Annotated in this window: 11 protein-coding genes; 4 read left to right on the forward strand and 7 right to left on the reverse strand. The window is 35.1% G+C overall.

Annotated elements, in window-relative coordinates:
- Positions 1-50 precede the first annotated feature (50 nt).
- The 4 genes from WBG21_RS10375 to WBG21_RS10390 are packed head-to-tail and all read left to right on the forward strand — an operon-like array spanning position 51 to position 6,277.
- A complete protein-coding gene (locus WBG21_RS10375) occupies positions 51-1,181 on the forward strand; it encodes a DegT/DnrJ/EryC1/StrS family aminotransferase (RefSeq protein ID WP_340077607.1) in 1,131 nt (376 codons plus the stop codon).
- On the forward strand, positions 1,178-3,139 hold the full coding sequence (locus WBG21_RS10380; protein ID WP_340077609.1) for a polysaccharide biosynthesis protein: 1,962 nt from the start codon (positions 1,178-1,180) through the stop codon (positions 3,137-3,139). The genes WBG21_RS10375 and WBG21_RS10380 overlap by 4 nt, the downstream gene beginning before the upstream one ends.
- Positions 3,136-3,906, forward strand: a complete 771-nt coding sequence (locus tag WBG21_RS10385) for a polysaccharide biosynthesis/export family protein (RefSeq protein ID WP_340077611.1) — start codon at positions 3,136-3,138, stop codon at positions 3,904-3,906. Before WBG21_RS10380 ends, WBG21_RS10385 begins: the two co-directional genes overlap by 4 nt.
- A gap of 7 nt (positions 3,907-3,913) precedes the next feature.
- A complete protein-coding gene (locus WBG21_RS10390) occupies positions 3,914-6,277 on the forward strand; it encodes a GumC family protein (RefSeq protein ID WP_340077613.1) in 2,364 nt (787 codons plus the stop codon).
- On the opposite strand, the gene WBG21_RS10395 is transcribed toward WBG21_RS10390, so the two are convergent.
- From WBG21_RS10395 to WBG21_RS10425, 7 genes are all read right to left on the reverse strand, one after another.
- Positions 6,274-7,023 (reverse strand): tyrosine-protein phosphatase, encoded by a 750-nt coding sequence (locus tag WBG21_RS10395; protein ID WP_340077615.1) that lies wholly within the window; start codon positions 7,021-7,023, stop codon positions 6,274-6,276. The genes WBG21_RS10390 and WBG21_RS10395 overlap by 4 nt on opposite strands.
- A gap of 227 nt (positions 7,024-7,250) precedes the next feature.
- Positions 7,251-7,892: a DUF6266 family protein gene (locus WBG21_RS10400; protein ID WP_340077617.1), complete on the reverse strand. Its 642-nt coding sequence runs from the start codon at positions 7,890-7,892 to the stop codon at positions 7,251-7,253.
- Positions 7,893-8,069: 177 nt separating this feature from the next.
- The gene (locus tag WBG21_RS10405; RefSeq protein ID WP_340077619.1) at positions 8,070-8,726 is read right to left on the reverse strand and encodes a DUF6943 family protein; all 657 of its coding nucleotides are present in this window, start codon (positions 8,724-8,726) and stop codon (positions 8,070-8,072) included.
- Positions 8,727-9,598: 872 nt separating this feature from the next.
- Positions 9,599-11,692: an RNA-directed DNA polymerase gene (locus WBG21_RS10410; RefSeq protein ID WP_340077621.1), complete on the reverse strand. Its 2,094-nt coding sequence runs from the start codon at positions 11,690-11,692 to the stop codon at positions 9,599-9,601.
- A gap of 6 nt (positions 11,693-11,698) precedes the next feature.
- A complete protein-coding gene (locus tag WBG21_RS10415) occupies positions 11,699-13,798 on the reverse strand; it encodes a Piwi domain-containing protein (protein ID WP_340077623.1) in 2,100 nt (699 codons plus the stop codon).
- A gap of 15 nt (positions 13,799-13,813) precedes the next feature.
- Entirely contained in the window at positions 13,814-16,774 is a 2,961-nt protein-coding gene (locus WBG21_RS10420; protein WP_340077625.1) for a type I restriction endonuclease subunit R, read from the reverse strand.
- A gap of 25 nt (positions 16,775-16,799) precedes the next feature.
- Positions 16,800-17,804, reverse strand: a complete 1,005-nt coding sequence (locus WBG21_RS10425; RefSeq protein ID WP_340077627.1) for a virulence RhuM family protein — start codon at positions 17,802-17,804, stop codon at positions 16,800-16,802.

A 17,804-nucleotide genomic window follows, 5' to 3' on the forward strand; every position in this document is an offset into this window, starting at 1 on the left:
ACAAACCATACGCTGTGAATGATTAAATAATCATTATAAAAACAGTTTGTGTGATAACAAAGACTAAAATATGGCTTTCTTCCCCTCACATGGGAGGCAACGAACAGAAGTATGTTAATGATGCTTTTGAAACAAATTGGATAGCTCCGTTAGGGCCTAATTTATATGGGTTTGAGAACGACTTGGAGTCATATCTATGTGAAGATTGTCATGTTGCTGCAGTAAGTTCGGGAACAGCGGCAATACATCTAGCACTTAGGATTTTAGGCATTTCCAGAGGAGATGAGGTACTGTGCCAGAGTTTTACTTTTACTGCATCGGCCAACCCGATAATATACATGGGAGCAACCCCTATTTTTATTGATAGTGAGGCAGATACCTGGAACTTATCCCCGGAGCTTCTGGAAAAAGCAATTCTAAACCGGATTTCAAAAAATAAAAAACCCCAAGCCATTATAGCTGTCCATTTATACGGAATGCCATATATGGTAGAAGAGGTGCGTGAAATTGCCCAAAAATATGAGATCCCCATTATTGAAGACAGTGCGGAAGCACTAGGGAGTAGCTATTTAGGGCAAAAATGCGGCACATTGGGAGATTTAGGGATTCTTTCTTTTAACGGAAACAAAATTATCACAACCTCCGGAGGGGGGGCACTAGTTGCAAAGAATAAATGGATAAAAGATAAAGTGATTTTTCTTTCAACGCAGGCGCGGGATATTGCACCACATTACGAACATTCACATATCGGGTACAATTACCGGATGAGCAATGTAGTTGCAGGAATTGGACGTGGTCAAATGGAAGTTATTAATGAACGGGTAGCAGCAAGACGAAACAATTTTGACTATTACAAAAAAATATTGTCCGGATATACCAATATCTCATTTTTAGAGGAACCTGACGGATTTTTTTCAAATAGATGGCTAACATGCATTATTACAGCATCGTATGAACAAAGAGAACGTATCAGGATAGCATTGGAAAAAGAAGACATAGAATCGAGGCCTTTATGGAAGCCAATGCATTTACAACCTGTTTATAAGGGATGCGATGCATATTTAAGTGGTGTTTCAGAGCGGTTATTTGAAAAAGGATTGTGTTTGCCAAGTGGTTCAAGCCTAAGCCAGTCAGATATTGCCCGAATAACCGAAATAATAATTAAAAATACGGACGAATGATAAAGAACTACCTAGCTAATAAATCTCAAAAATATGCTTCTAAATGGCTAGTGTTAGCTATTGATTTGATGATAGTTGGTATCACATTCTTTTTAGCATATTTTATTCGTTTCAATTGTACGCTAAATTTTGATATAACAAAATTATGGGTTCAGCTTCCGGTATTAGTTGCCATAGCAGCTATAAGTTTCTTAATAGTTGGATCCTATAAAGGAGTGATACGTCACACCGGTTTTAAAGATGTGATGAATCTTTTTAATGCGATCTCCTTGTTAGGAGTGTTGACCATTTCTTTTATTTTGGTAAATAATCAACTAAACATCATAGAAGATTATACAATCCCTATTTCCATCCTTATCATACATTCATTGCTAAGCTTTGTGGTATTGAGTGCAAGCAGATTGGCATTTAAACTGGCGTATAAAAAACTGCATTGCTTATTGGGAAACTGTAAAAAAGTAATGATATACGGAGCCGGAGACTCAGGTATTATAACATACAATGCATTGATAAATAATTTGCGAAATCGCGTAACTGTTGTTGCTTATATTGATGATGACCCTAAAAAAATAGGGAAACAGATAAATGGTGTGCCTATTTTGGCATCAAACAAAGTGACATCTAAATATATTTATAAAAATGCAGTAGATGAGATTGTCATAGCAATTCAAGGAATAAAATCAAAAAAATATAGGGAACTAATAGAGAATATGGTAAAGTTGCCTACAAAAATTAAGGTAGTGCCTCCTATTGAGAAGTGGATTAATGGAGAATTAAGCCTTGGTCAAATAAAACAAGTTCAAATAGAAGACCTTTTAGAGAGAGATCCTATCCAGATCAACAATCCTAAATTACAACAGGAACTACAAGGAGAAGTTGTACTGGTAACCGGGGCAGCAGGCTCTATCGGGAGTGAATTGGCCCGACAAATCGCACAGTATGATGTAGAAAAGCTAATTCTATTAGATCAAGCAGAATCACCATTATATGATTTAGAGCAAAACCTTAAACAGTTGGCCATACATAAGTTTAAGGTTGTTGTTGCGGACATTCGTGATAAGAATAGGGTAGATACTATTTTTCAGAAATATAACCCTTCCATTGTCTTTCACGCAGCAGCATACAAACATGTGCCTTTAATGGAAGCCACCCCTTATGAAGCTATTAAAATTAATGTGTTGGGCACAAAAACATTAACTGATACAGCATCTAGGTACAAAATAAAGAAGTTTGTTTTTGTATCAACAGATAAAGCAGTCAACCCAACGAGTGTGATGGGTGCCACAAAGCGGATTGCTGAAATGTATATAAGTTGTGTACAGCAAGAAAGCAAAACCCGGTTTATCATTACACGGTTTGGAAATGTATTAGGTTCTAATGGATCTGTGATCCCATTGTTCAAAAAACAGATAGAGAATGGCGGACCTTTAACCGTCACCCATAAAGATGTAACCCGCTATTTTATGACTATACCGGAAGCATCTCAATTGGTCTTAGAAGCCGGAGCCATGGGTAAAGGAGGAGAAATTTTCATATTTGATATGGGAGCGCCTGTTAAAATTTATGACCTTGCCCTTAATATGATCAAATTATCAGGACTAAAATATCCACAAGAAATGGCTATCAAGATTACCGGATTGCGGCCGGGAGAAAAACTCTACGAAGAATTATTGGCCAATGGTGAAAACACCTTGCCCACTTATCATAAGAAGATAATGATAAGCAAAACAAAAGAGTTTCCATACACTACCACAAAATCTGACATAGAAGAGTTGTGTATTGCCAATCGTTTCCAGAGCAAAGGAATTGTAAAAAAAATGAAAGAGCTTGTTCCGGAATATCAATCCAAGAATTCAAAATATGAAATATATGATAAAAACACTTCTATCATAGAAGCCCGTAAACGAATAATGAACGGTGCTATCAATACTACTAATTATACAAAAAAAGATCTATGACAAAATATAAATGCAGGCTAAAAAACAACTTATTTTTTATCATACTATCCATCTTCCTTGTTTCGTGCGCATCTAGGGAAGATGTTGTCTATTTTCAAAATGCGAAAGATTTTGAAACAATAGTGGATACAGATACATTTTCACCCAATTTTAAAATTGATGATATAGTGAGTATTCATGTATCTGCTTATGATATGGAAGCCACCAAGCCTTTTAATTTGGTAAAAGGAACTAGTGAATTTGGGCGTCCGGTAGAATTGGACTACCTGATTGATAAAGATGGGAATATTGATTTTCCTATTCTTGGTAAAGTTAAATTATTAGGATTGAACCCGGAAGAGGCAAAACAATTGTTGAGAGAAAAGTTAAAAGACTACCTCAAGGACCCGATTATAAATATTCGGATTAAAAACTTCAGGGTAACGGTATTGGGAGAAGTAAACCGGCCCGGAACTTACCGGATTGAAGGGGAGCGGATCACTGTTTTGGAAGCGTTAGGGCTTGCCGGAGACCTCAGGATAAAGGGAGAGCGTAAAAATGTATTGGTGATACGTGATTTTAACGGTACAAAAACCTACACACGAATAGACCTTACTTCAAAAGAGTTCGTCAAATCACCTGTATATTACCTTACTCAAAACGATGTGGTGTATGTAGAGCCTAATCAATCAGCTATTAGCTCTTCCAGGCTTGATAATAGGGCTTCAATAGCTATTTCTATTGCTTCTACAATTATTACTTCGGTTGTGATCATTCTAACAAGGTAAATTATATATGGAGCCCGGACATCAACATACAGCTTCTCCTACTACGGACAATACAGAATTAAGAAGGTTCTTTGAGCGGTACTTAAGGTACTGGAGATGGTTTGTACTTAGCTGTATTATATGTATAGGCCTGGCTTATACATACTTAAGATATACTACACCACAATATGCAGCTTCGGCACGGATAATGCTTGGTGATGATAAGAAAACAGCCCCGGAAATGGCAATTTTTGAAGACCTTAACTTTCTTTCAGGTAGTGGAAATAAAGTAGAAGATGAGATTCAGATCATAAAGTCAAGGACACTTATGACCAAAGTGGTCAAAGAGCGTCAATTAAATATTCAGTACTATACAGAAGGCAGAATACATGAAATAGAATTGTTTCCGGAAGTACCAGTAAAATTAAATTTTATTGCTTCAGATTCTACACTTAACCAGTCAGATTTCACATTTAATATTGAGATAAAATCAGAAACCTCTTTTAATTATCAGTTTGAGAATGAAACTAAAGTGAAGCATGTTGATTTTGGGGAGAATATTATAACTCCTTCCGGCGACATGGTTATTATTCCGGCAATAAATAATATAGAACGGTTCAAAAATACCACTATAAAAATACGGCTACAACCTGTTAATAAAGTTGCGGAATATTATAGAAATAAAATAGTTGTTTCTCCCATAGAAGAAGGCTCAAGTGTGGTACAGATTTCTTTGAATGATCCGGTAATTGAGAAGGCTAAGCAGATTATTAATACACTTATTCAAAAATACCAGGAAAATACAGTAGAAGAAGAAAAGCTAATTGCAAAAAACACAGCAGATTTCATTAGTAGTAGGATAGACCTTATAGCAACTGATCTTTCCAATGTAGATCAGGTAGTAGAACAATTTAAAATAGGCAATCGGCTTACAGATATTGCTTCTGAAGCAGATATTTACCTTTCTTCAGGCTCAGAGAATGAACAGAAATTATCCGCTGCCCGAACAGAATTGAGCATGGTGAATTATATGAATGATTATGTAGAGGAACAAAGTTCGTATGAATTAATCCCTTCCAACATAGGCTTGTCGGACCCTTCAATAACAAGTATTACTTCTAAGTATAATGAATTGGTATTAGAGCGGCAAAGATTACTGAAAAGTTCTAGTGAAAAGAACCCGATCATTGTAAACTTGAACCAGCAATTAGACGGTTTGAAACAAGGTATGCAACAGAGCTTACGAAACCTTAGCAACTCATTGAATATACAAGTAAGCGATTTGGAACGACAGAGTGCCCGCATTAACTATAAAATATCTTCTGTTCCCGGTCAGGAGCGAGAGTTTCGCGATATTCAGCGACAGCAACAAATAAAAGAATCGCTCTATTTGTACTTGTTGCAAAAACGAGAAGAAGCAGCCATCTCTGTAGCGGCTACTTCCGTCAATGCAAAGGTAATAGACCCTGCATATGGAAAAAGTGATGTTCCAATATCACCACGGAGAAAAATGGTGTTTTTAGCTGCATTGCTTGCGGGCTTGGCCATCCCTTTTTCGGTAATTTATGCGGGGGAATTACTGGATACTAAAATTCATAATAAAGAAGATTTGGAAAAAATAATAAAACAAATCCCACTGTTAGGAGAACTTCCTAGGGTTAAAATAAAGAAGGGACTTCCCATCATTCAGCGGTATGACCGTTCTATTCTTTCGGAGTCGTTTCGTATTATGCGCTCCAACTTGGATTATTTTATCAGGGCAAGAAATGGTGAACAAAATAATATAATATATGTAACATCAACCATAAATGGAGAAGGAAAGACTTTTGTTTCAATGAATTTAGCACTGACGTTGGCAAATTCTGATAAAAAAGTATTGCTAATAGGTGCTGATATACGAAATCCAAAACTTCACTTATTCTTGAAAAAGAGCTTGAAACGAGATGGATTAACAGATTATCTTCACAATCATTTATTAAAGAGTAGAGACATTATAGGTGCTTATGAGGTAAACAATAATCACATCGATGTCATCCAATCAGGAAAAATACCACCAAATCCTGCCGAATTACTGATGTCAGACCGGATGGGTGGCTTATTAGACAACATGGCCGCAAAATATGATTTTGTAATTGTTGATACAGCACCAGCTATGTTGGTAACAGATACGTTATTGATCAGTCGTTATGCTCATCATACAATCTATGTAACGCGAGCAGGCTATACAGATAAACGTTTGTTAAACTTCCCAAAAGAATTGTATCAGGATAAGCGTCTCAATGGCATGATGATGGTGGTAAATGACGTAAAAGCCTCCAATTTTGGCTATGGAGCTAAATATGGTTACGGTAACTATGGTGAGGTTAAAAAAACAAAGAAGCTTCGTATTTAAATTAAAGTTGAAAAAACACGGGTAGTATTAGCTATTACAGGTTTTAAGTGTTCAAATGTTTTTGAAGAGACGGTCAGTTCAGCTAAACTATTTACATGTCCTATATGGTGCACATCAGTACCTACAAAATCTATCCATCCATTCTCTAAGAGATAATGCGCTGTTTTTTGTACGTTTTTCCCATAATGAGGACCAAACGATAACAAGTTTGCCTGGAAGAAGCACCCTAAGCGTTTCAAATAATCATAACTCATTTTTTTATCATGATAATACACATACCTTTCCGGATGTGCTAAAACGGGCAAAAACCCTTTGTCTTGTATCTTTTTTAATGTTGCTTCTAAATTTATAGGGGGTTGTAAATAAGACATTTCTACCAAAACATACGTGCCTTTTAGCGGGAGAATATTTTTTGTGTCTAAAAGTTCTTCAAAATGCATATCGATCATGTATTCAGCTGCAGCACTAACAGTAATTTGTGAAAGATTGGTTTTCACGAGTGCATCCTGTAATTTTTCATAAGCTTCCGCAATGGTATAAGCTGTATTAGGATAATAATCGAACATCACATGTGGTGTAGCTATGTAGTGGACAATTCCCAGCTTCTTAAGCTTTCTAATTAAGGTAATGGAGACTTTTGAGTTACTGGCACCATCGTCAATGCCCGGTAAAATATGGCAGTGGATATCCACAAAATTTTCGAGAAGATCAGCGATAAAAGATTTTTTTGAAAACAGGCTAGCCATAGTTCAAAAATAAGGTTATAATTGTAAAAAACAGCAGATTTACTTCCCGATACAAAATGTAATGTGATACTGATTATCAATTAATTAGCCATCAATAGATACAAATAAGCAACAAAAAGTGTTGAATTATAGCTAATTAAGGACTAAAGATAGGAAAATCGAGAGGTGTAAAGATAAAAAAACCGCCCCTAAAAAAGGACGGTTTTCCAAGAAAACGTCAATCGCTATTAAGCAACTGTTACAGAACCTAAATAAGAGCTATTCGCTACTTTAGAGCCATCTTCTGAGATAAACCCTAAGAATACCTCAACATCTTCACCAGAGTATTCAGAAGGTACTGAAATACTTTCTGTTCCTGCTGACCTTGCTGGTCCAGCTGTAGTAAATACACTTTCTCCTCTTGTAGCATTGTAAAGCAAAATCATTGCTTTGTCAGTAGCTAAGGCACTACCACTTCCTGAATTATCTGTCCAGTTTACATCTACTGTTGCCGCACTTGGAGAAGTAGCTGCTCCACCAACTGCACCTGTTAGATTACCACGAGTAACCAATGAATTGGGATAATCAATGGCAAAACTCGGATAAGCTCCTGTAATTGCATTGTTCAAGTTGTAAGACATTGCAGCGTTGAACTGAGTCATCTTGTTTGCATACAATTTGAAACCAACACGTAAGAAGTCCGTCATTGGTTGCAGAAAGCTAAGCACGGTTGAAAACTTAGAACGTTGGTCAACTTGCGCTTCGGTTCTTGGGTTGGCTACACTGGAAGGTTTAATTCTTAGGTAATCAATGCCCTTCCAAGTTCCACCGATTACATTCCCAACTTGTCCTGAGACACCACCGAGAATACCTTGATTAATTTTTCCCATCTTTTCTATTTTTTTTGGGGTTAAACAAATGTTCGGACTTGGCACGGACTTGACTCGGCTTTGTCCTTTAATATCTAAGATACTTCAATAAGTATGCAGTAGTTCAGTCAGGGTTTCTGTTGCTTTTCTTTGCTCTTTTTTGCTTATAAGAAATTGATTTTATGACAGATGCAGTGTTTAAAATGCACCTGTTTTATTCATCAACTTATAGAAGATTGCCCTTTTGGCGTTATCTATCATTTTTAATGAAAGTTTGAGTTTTTCCTCATTTACTTCCAACAATTTCAAGTGGTGAATTGACTGGTGAAATAACTGAGGATTTTTCCTTGCAATACATTCATTATCCTGAAGGTGCTTTTTAATATCTCCAATCGTGATGAATGGAATTACAGAGCCTTTTAGGTAGTAATGGAATGATTTAGATTTCCATAATCCGAAGCAAAACCAATACATAAAATCCTTATCGGTTTCATTGGTTGTAATGCAGACAAAGCAATTCGGACAAGGTTCATTAAGCGGTTTTCCGCTATTCAATCCTTTATTCAGTATAAAGAAATGAGGTTCAGAATAATTCTGGTTTAATCGGTGGGTTTTGATGCGAAACGTTTTCATATAGTGAGCCATTAAATATTTGCTTGCTACGCTTCGCTCATTCATTTTTAAAAGAGAAAAGAAAAAAGGGAAAAAAAGAAAAGAGAAAGCTCTTGAAAAGGCGTGTTTGGCAGGGTTGTCAAGGTTTTTGTAAAAAATACTACCCAGAGGGTGGAGATTTTTTTCAAAACCCGTAGGGCTTGACCTTGATAATCCGTTTGTGCGGTGGGCTTGTGCGGACACGCCTATCTTTGCTATTCTCTTTTTTTTGAATGTTCTTCAATATTTAAGGGCTTATTAAATCATTTTTAAAACCTGTTTAATGAATCGGAATGTTGAATTGGAATGCGGAGTTTAATCGTGCGTAAACGCAGGTAAAAACAGCCTTGAGCTAATCGGCTGGACGAAGGCTGCAAGTAGTGAGGTACGAACGGATTGCGGACTTTGGACAAGCAACGCGAGCCGCCTGCGAGTGGAGCAAGGGTGCTACCAACAGAAGCCCTGATAAGGGTGGTTTGTAGCTATGTGTGTAGTGGAACGCAGCCTTTTTGTAATTTTTATTTACACAAAAAGGCGGAGTGCAACGGAACTTACACAAGGCTTACCGCTTTAATAGCCAGAGCGATAGCGGAGGCAAATCAAACAGTATTAAGCCGCAGCCCGCAGCGACCCGCAGGCGAGCAAAATTATGGGTAGTGGTTGGATTTTTTCCGACTGACTGGAGGTGCGGAAGGAAGTGGCAAAAAAGACAAGGGAACTACCGTGACAACTGACAGAGGAACGCAATAAAAGTGACAAACTGCGTAGCTTTAGCGAAGCACCCGTAGGGCATTATAGCTCTTTTTTTGACCTTTAAAAATTGAAGTATTCCAAAAAATGTGCTGTAATGGTTTGGCGATTTTATTTGCTGACGACCGAAGGCGGAACACCGCTTTACCTGCGTTTGGATGTGCGTAGAGAAAAGCAAGTGCAGGACGGAATGGATTGTAGTGCAACGGAAAGGAATGAAGGGCTTCTCTTGCTGTGCGTTGCAGGAAGTGGGTGATTGTAGTAAGTGAGGTACGAGCGAACGAAAAGAACCTACTGGAAGCAAATGGCTGTGCGGTGGGGAATGTTTAAACTACTTCTACTAAAGTTTTATTACAAATTTCCTGTATGGCTTTTTGAAACATAGAAGTATTAATAAGCTTATTTAATTCCTTGAATGAGATTTTAATTCTAATGTTTCCACTTTTATCTTTATAGTGTGCATATGTCTTTTGATTACGTGCATCATTGATTTTGTGAAAATAATTAGCTGTAATTGGATATGCAGTTTTAATCATATCTATACTACCTCCAAAATCAGCCTTTGGAGATAGTTCCAAGTCTTGAATTGAAGTTAGTTTTCCGAATATAATCTCATTAAAATTATTTAAAGACATCAATGAGATAGAAGGGTCTAACTCTAAATGATTGATAAATAGTAGAAAATTTAATTTTAGTTCTTGGAAAACGCTCTTATCCCAAGATGCTTCATCAAAAAAATCTTCTACGTTGGAAATGCCGTAATCGCTTTTTAGCTTATGACAAATAAAATTGTCTTTTCGATTTGTGAGAATATTACCAATGTAAGGGTTTAAATCAGCTGTGTTATTTAGTTTGCCCAGGCTTAATGATGATGCGTGTAAGTAATTTGCTTGAAGAGCTAACATAGAGTTTTCAGACTTCATTCCCTTACGCAGAAGTCTTTTTCTTGCATCAGGAGAGGTTATAAATCCAGACTTATAAGCCAATATTTTTCGATTTATAAAATAATTATCAGTTTCTTCAAGAGAGTTTATAAGTTCCTGTTGTCCATTGCTTTTCAGCCAATCTAAAACGTAATACTTAATAAGCCAAAATTTATTATTGTTTTCATAGTGTTTTAGAAATAGTTCTTCTGAATAAGGTAGGTTAGGAAACTCTTTATATATCAATGCTATAATGTGCTGAAATAATAAATTATCACCATTAATCAATTCCAATAACTTAGATTGTATTTGACTATCCTGAGAGTAATGTTTTGAAAGGTAAAATAAAACACCCTGCATAAACGGGTATAAATTGCCAATATTAGCAATAATAGCATCTTTAACTTCATCATCTTTATTTAGCTTAAAAAGAGAGAAACTAATAATCGTTTTATTTAAAAAATCATCATTAGATTTTTCACTGGTTGAATTGACAAAGCAATTTAAAAACTGACGTTTCTGCTTCTTATGGGTAGCTGGTTTTAATTTTTTACCATTATCTGTAAATTCTTTTGCTATATCTGAAAACTTACTATGCTGAACCTTTAATTCCTTTTTAATATTAGAAATGTGTCTTGTAGAAATTTTAGTTGATTGGGGAATTAACCCGAAATCACGAGCAAGTAAATCCAAATAAGCTATTGCCTTTTTACCTTCAATCTCAGTTTTAGATAAAATCCTAATATCATCTACATATCTTTGATATCTGATATTTAAATTTTTATTGGAAGTTACCTTTTCATCTATGGGTAAAAGGTATATATCAGCCAAAAGTGCTGAACCTACAGGACCTTGTGGGAGACCTTGATTTAATACATAATTCTGGCGATTAATGGCAACAGACCATTTTGCTAAACAATTTTGAAGGAATTCAGCCAAGTTTGTCTCAACTCCTTTTTTAACAAGTATTTGAGTTAAAATATTATGGTTAATGGTGTCAAAAAAAGATGCAATATCAAAATCTGAAAAATATTCATAGCCTTCATTATAAATATCTTCGGTTACTTGATTATACTTTTTCCACTGTTTTTTCCATTTTTCAAATAAGAAAATCTTTGATTCAGAAGTTGTTTTATTGTAAATGTTACCGAAAATAATATCATTCTGAAGAGTTGAAATTTCATCATATAAAACATCTCCGACAATATTTATTATGGCCTGATATACTAATAAGTCTTCAAATTGTAATAAGGTTAGTGGGCGAACTAAATTGTTTTTTTTAGGAACATAAATCTTGAAACTACTTTGAGGTGTGTAAATACCCTCCTGAATTTTATGTATCAAAAAATTAATATTATCCTCCATATATAAACCAAAATAATTGAGGTCTGGACGATAAAGGCTTTTGTAAAAAGCATAACCATCAACGGTTTGAAGCCGCTTAAAGGCTAAATAAAAATTTTCTTCTGATATAAAGTTTTCAAATTGATTATCCATATATACTTACAAAAACCAAAGGTTATCTTTACCAAATTCGGGTATTTCGTTACCGTCAAAGTGTGGAAGCATTTCTGCAACCATTTCAGGGTATTTTATGGTAACGGGTAAATTCTGTTGGCGTACCGATTTCCAATACATTCTACTGAATTGATATACTTGGTCTATGAGTTCTCTTACTGTTTTGAAGTCATCAACCAATTCTTTTTGAGTACAGTAGATTTTTAGTTTTATCGGGAATGGGTAGCCATCGTGAAAATTGAAACCGTTATTACTGTACCTTGTATTGTTGAACAATAGGAACTTGTTGTAGCCAATATTGATGTATGTACCGCTTAATGGCATTAAATCCTTCCAACCTAAATCAAATGCTACAATATCTGATGATTCTGTTTTATTGATAGATACAATGAATACTGGAATACCCAACCCTAAACGTTTTAAACCATTTTCAATTGGCTGTAATTCGTCTTGGCTCATTGTCTTGTAGAAATGAATTACCAAGCGTTTTATATCAGGATTAAGAGCTGCATAATCTTTTACCGATTTTATGATAGAACCCGCCAATTCTCTTGTCTGGTCTTGTTGGAAACATTCAAAACGGTTAAATCTTCCGTTATTAGAAAAACTGAATGCACTTCCTATGTATTTTATATCGAAATCAGGGTTCTTAAACGCTCCTACACCTATAACCAATTCTTTCTTTATGGGGTTGTCTAAACGCCAAGGAATACCGTTTAATTTGGCTAATATGGCTATGGCAATGTTGGGTAAGCTAAAGTAATATTTATCGTTGGTCATTACTTTTTCAGCATCTATTACCTGAGAGGAAATTCCTTTTTTAAGTAGCAACTCTTTCAGTCTGTAATAAATCTTTCTCCTGGACTTATCAGGTGAGTTTTTAGAAAACGGACTGATGTAAATTGCTATGTATTGAATATCGGGTTCAAAATGCTTTTCTGTTACTTTATGGTAGATTTCAGACCAAGGATTTTCTTTATCCTCAAACATTATACTAAACCCCTTTTCGGTATGATAAGGCGTATGAATGAATTTTGATAAGCCACCAAATCCTCTTTCTTGACCTCTAAAGAACCTATCCATTTTTTTTGCAACCTCTACATCATCTCTATGGTAAATGAAAAAGAAATGAATATTGGAAGTATCACTAAAATCAAAAGGACCGTGATTTTTCATACCGTTCATTGGAACAATGTCGGTATTGTTATCTCCAAACAGTAACTGGTTGCTATTGCTTTTTACTCTTCCTGTTTTGATTTCCTCTACGGGAATAAAACCATTGGAATTGATAAGGATAAGGTTCTTAAATTCATCAGTATTTAAATACGTCTCATAAAAGAAGTCGATAGCAGTCTTGAACTTTTTGTATTTGTTGGATTTATCAGGTGCTTCTGTTGCTTCCCCTAAAGCATCACGAGTATTGAAATTCCATACAGGAAACACCTGGTCGTAGGCTCTTCTGGCCTTATTTGACAATTCATCAAACTTATAAAGACCATTATCAAAAATTACCCAATTAAACGCTGTTGGTGAAACTGACTCTTGTAATACTTCTACGGATTGTTTATAGACTTTGGAAATGCCTTCGAAAGTTACCAATAGTTCCAGTTGTTTGGTAACGGTTTTGAACTGTACTTTTAGCGAATAGCGGTCGAATAAATTAAACTGTGCTGTTTTATCATATTTCTTACTTGGTAGCCATACTTCTGTATCACTCACAAAATTTGGTTTTACTAAAAACCCTTTCCCCTTAAAGTATTGGTGTATAAGTGCGTTGTAATACCGCTTTAAAATTGAAACCGATAAAGCCGAATTGTGAACTCTAATTGAACGTTCTTCACCATTATCATCTTCCTTTAAAACATAACTTGGATTAACTGCTTTGGTGACTGGATAAAAGCCTTCTACTTCTTTTGTGAATGATGTATAATAATGCTCCTGTTCCCCAAATTCCTCAATAACCTCATCAGGAACCAACTTGTGAAATATCCTTGTTAGGTTTTCGTTTTCTACATTAGTAAAGTAGAGTGTTAGTTCTTCCTTTGGATGGTTAAAAGTCAGTATGTTGAAACAGTGTTTTTGCATAATGGCATAAGGCTTCTATTTATTCACATTCGAGTTGTTTTGATTGTTTTGTTGATTCCATATTTTATCAAATACGAAGTCTAAATATTGACGCTTAAAGTCAGGGTCGTCAGTAAATTTCTTGTACAAGTCTGTATACTGAAATATCACATCTTGCATTAAATCTTCAACTTTCTTGTCGGAAGTAATTTTTGCATTTTGTTTATCACTATTCTTTACTGCATTTACTGTATCCTCATCACGAGCAAAGTCTGCTGGTAATTGCTCAAACAAAAAGTTTTTCACCTTATCGTCATCTGTCCAATTATCAATACCAAACTTTGTATTAAAGTCGTTTATGATAGCATCTAATTCATTAAACCCAAGTTCGCCCTTTTTACCTTTCATTACAGGCGGTGTAGGGTCTAATTCCTCTTCTCCCTTTAATTTAATATTTTCTTGTGTGGTACGAGTAAGTCTATAGCTATCTAAATCTATTGCTTCTAAAATTCCCTTAGCTAAATCTTCAATTTCTTCAGGTTTTATTTTGGGTATCAAAAATTTTAAAAACCAATATAATCGTTCCCAATAGGCATTGTTAAAAGATAATAACTTTGAGAGAAATGCATAGGTTCTAAAAAAGGATTTTGCTTTTACATAAAAATCAATTTGAGCATCTTCTCCCAATTCATTTTTAAACTCTGCTACGCACTTATCAATAATAGGGTCTAACTCTTGTCTATCGGCTTCTTTAAAGTATAAATCTGTAAAATTTACAACATCATCTTGAGAGTACACTTGTGCATTATCTAAAGCATCTTGCAAGTCGTTTAGCTTATTGGCATCTGTTTCTTCACTAAGTACTGTTGTAGTATAAAATGGCTCAAAAGCCTTTTTAAGATCTTCTGTAGTGTTAAAAAAGTCCATTACAAAAGTATCTTCCTTATAAGGCTTGTAGGCTCTGTTTAATCTCGATAAGGTTTGAACCGCTTGTACGTCTGCTAATTTTTTATCTACATACATAGTATGTAACAAAGGTTGGTCAAAACCTGTTTGAAATTTATTGGCTACTATTAAAAAGCGGTATTCTTTTTTCTTGAACTCATTTGGTATATCATTACTTGGAAATCCATTTAATTTGGCTTCATCCATTTCTACACCATCTATTTCTTTAGTACCTGAAAATGCTACTATTGCTTTGTATGGTGAATTAATTTCTTTTAGATATTCCTTAAACGCTTGATAATACAGGATTGCATTTTTTATACTTTTACAAACGACCATAGCTTTAGCCTGACCATTTATTTGCCTTCTTATATCGGAGTGGAAATGGTCTAACATAATTTTAGACTTTTCCATTATAGAAAATGGATGACTTTCTACATAGGCTCTTAATTTTTTATTGGCCTGTCGTGTTTCAAACTCTGGATTATCTTCTACCGCCTTATCTAACTTATAGTAAGATTGGTATGTCGTATAGTTTTTAAGCACATCAAGAATAAACTCTTCCTCAATAGCTTGTTTCATTGTATAATTATCAAAAGCCTTAAATTTTCCCTCTGTATTTTGTGTACCAAAGGTTTCTAAGGTTTTGTTTTTGGGTGTAGCTGTAAACGCAAAATAGCTACCGTTTTTTAGCATTTTACGGTTTTCTATCAATTCGTTAATAAGGTCTTCAGAAGTTGGTGGTTCTTGTTCTTCACCGTAAGGCGTTTCTTTTTCTGATAGTACCCAATTCATTTTACTTGCGGTTTCACCACTTTGACTACTATGTGCCTCATCAATAATAATAGCAAATTTTTTAGCTTGTAGGGTTCCTATTTCATCCATAATGAAAGGGAATTTTTGAACCGTTGTTACGATGATTTTTTTACCATCTTCTAAAGCCTGTTTTAATTGGCGACTTCCTTTGTCTATGGCTTCAACTACGCTGCTAACCTGAGCAAATTGTTTGATGTTGTCTCTAATTTGTTTATCTAAAACCCTACGGTCTGTAACGACAATAACACTGTCAAATACCGTTTCTGTATTCGTGGTATCGTGCAAGCTCACTAATTGGTGGGCTAACCAAGTAATAGAATTGGATTTACCAGAACCTGCTGAATGTTGTATTAGGTATTTTTGCCCAACACCATTTTCTTTGGCGTGATGCAATAATTTTTTAACTGCTCTTAACTGATGGTATCTTGGGAAAATTAATTTGCGTTTTACCTTTCCTGTATCTTCATTTTTTTCTTCTACGATTTGAGCATAATTTTCTAAGATGTTACTAAAACTGTCTTTTGTTAGAATATCTTTCCAGAGGTAATCTGTTTTTAAACCTTGCTCGTTTACAGGGTTTCCCGCTCCGTCATTGTTTCCTTTGTTAAATGGTAAAAAGAATGTTTTGGTACTGTTTAGGTGCGTAGTCATATACACCAAATCTGCATCTACTGCAAAGTGAACCATACATCTACCAAATGCGAATAAAGGTTCTTTAGGGTCTCTATCCATTTGGTATTGGCGAATGGCATTTTTTACGTTTTGCCCTGTCCATTGGTTTTTTAACTCAAAAGTACTTACTGGCAAACCGTTTATAAATATTACCATATCTAAAGAGTTGCTATTTTCTTTACTGTAATAGAGTTGCCTCGTAACAGAAAAGATATTGCCGTTGTACAGCTTTTGAGCCTTCTCATTTAAGTGTGAAGTTGGTTTTTTATAGTAGAGTTGTACTCTTAAATCTAAATCTTTAACACCATTACGCAGTATTTCTATAATGCCCTTTTGACGAATTTGGTCAGTTAATCGCTTTATGAATTTGTGTTCCCCTCTTTTAAGAATGGTTTCATAGGCATTGGGTTGGGTATCTGCTAAAAATTGAAACAATAGTTTTTTATTAATGCAAAGGTCTCTATCGTAATCTGCACTATAACTTGGTTTATATCCATTATGGTCTATCAAATGTTTTTCAATGATAGTTTCTAAGCCTTTTTCTGATGTATCGGATGTATGCATAAATAGCGATTTCTTGTTGTACTGATTAATCGTCTTTTGATTTCTTCCCTTTTTTTAATCCCTTAACCATTTTATCAAAATCAGATTCTATTTTTTGGGTTTTGTTAAACTTGTCGTATTCTGAATAGGCTTTGTTTTCGGCTTGCTTCTTTGATTTCTTCCCTAAGCCTTCCAACACCTTATATTCGTTAAATGCTAAGAATTTATTGACACTCAATGCCAATTGCTCCATAGTAAAGGTGTTTTCTCTTTCTATTAAGCCTTCTATGTAATCAAAATACCCTGTTACGGTACGCTCCAATTGTTTGATTTCTTTTTCTTGCAGGTAATTTTTTGCAATACTGGTATCAGATTTTAAGATTCTTCCCTCAGGTGCATTTTTCCAAGTGGTTAACCCCATATTTTCTTTATTACTGTTGGCTTTTAAATAAATAATTTCGGCTGCTGTTTTGCCAGTAATGGCAAAGTGAAATTTATTTTGAACGGTAGCATAGAATTTTTTTGTAATAGGCGATTGCGGGTCGTAATCGATACTACATTCGGCAAAAATATCGGTTACTTGTTGGTATATTCTGCGTTCGCTGGCACGTATGGAGCGAACACGCTCTAATAACTCCCTAAAATAATCTTTACCGAAAACGGTTTTACCTTGTTTAAGGCGTTCATCATCTATGGCAAAACCTTTAATAATGTATTCCTTTAAGGTTTTGGTAGCCCAAATACGAAACTGTGTTGCCTTGGTAGAATTAACCCTGTATCCTACAGAAATAATAGCATCAAGGTTATAAAATTTAGTCGCATAATTTTTGCCGTCTGATGCAGTTGTCAAAATTTCTTTGACAACTGATTTTTCTTCTAACTCTCCTTCTTTAAATATATTAGTGAGGTGGTAGCTTATGGTTTGTTTAGAGGTGCTAAACAATTCACCCATACTTTTTTGGGTTAACCAGATGCTTTCTTCAAAAAGCATTACATCTAAACGTACATCTCCAGATGGTGTAGTATAGAGTAGAAAATTTGATTCTTGCAT

Origin of the sequence: Leptobacterium meishanense, assembly GCF_037645805.1 — a bacterium.
Taxonomy (GTDB): domain Bacteria; phylum Bacteroidota; class Bacteroidia; order Flavobacteriales; family Flavobacteriaceae; genus Leptobacterium_A; species Leptobacterium_A meishanense.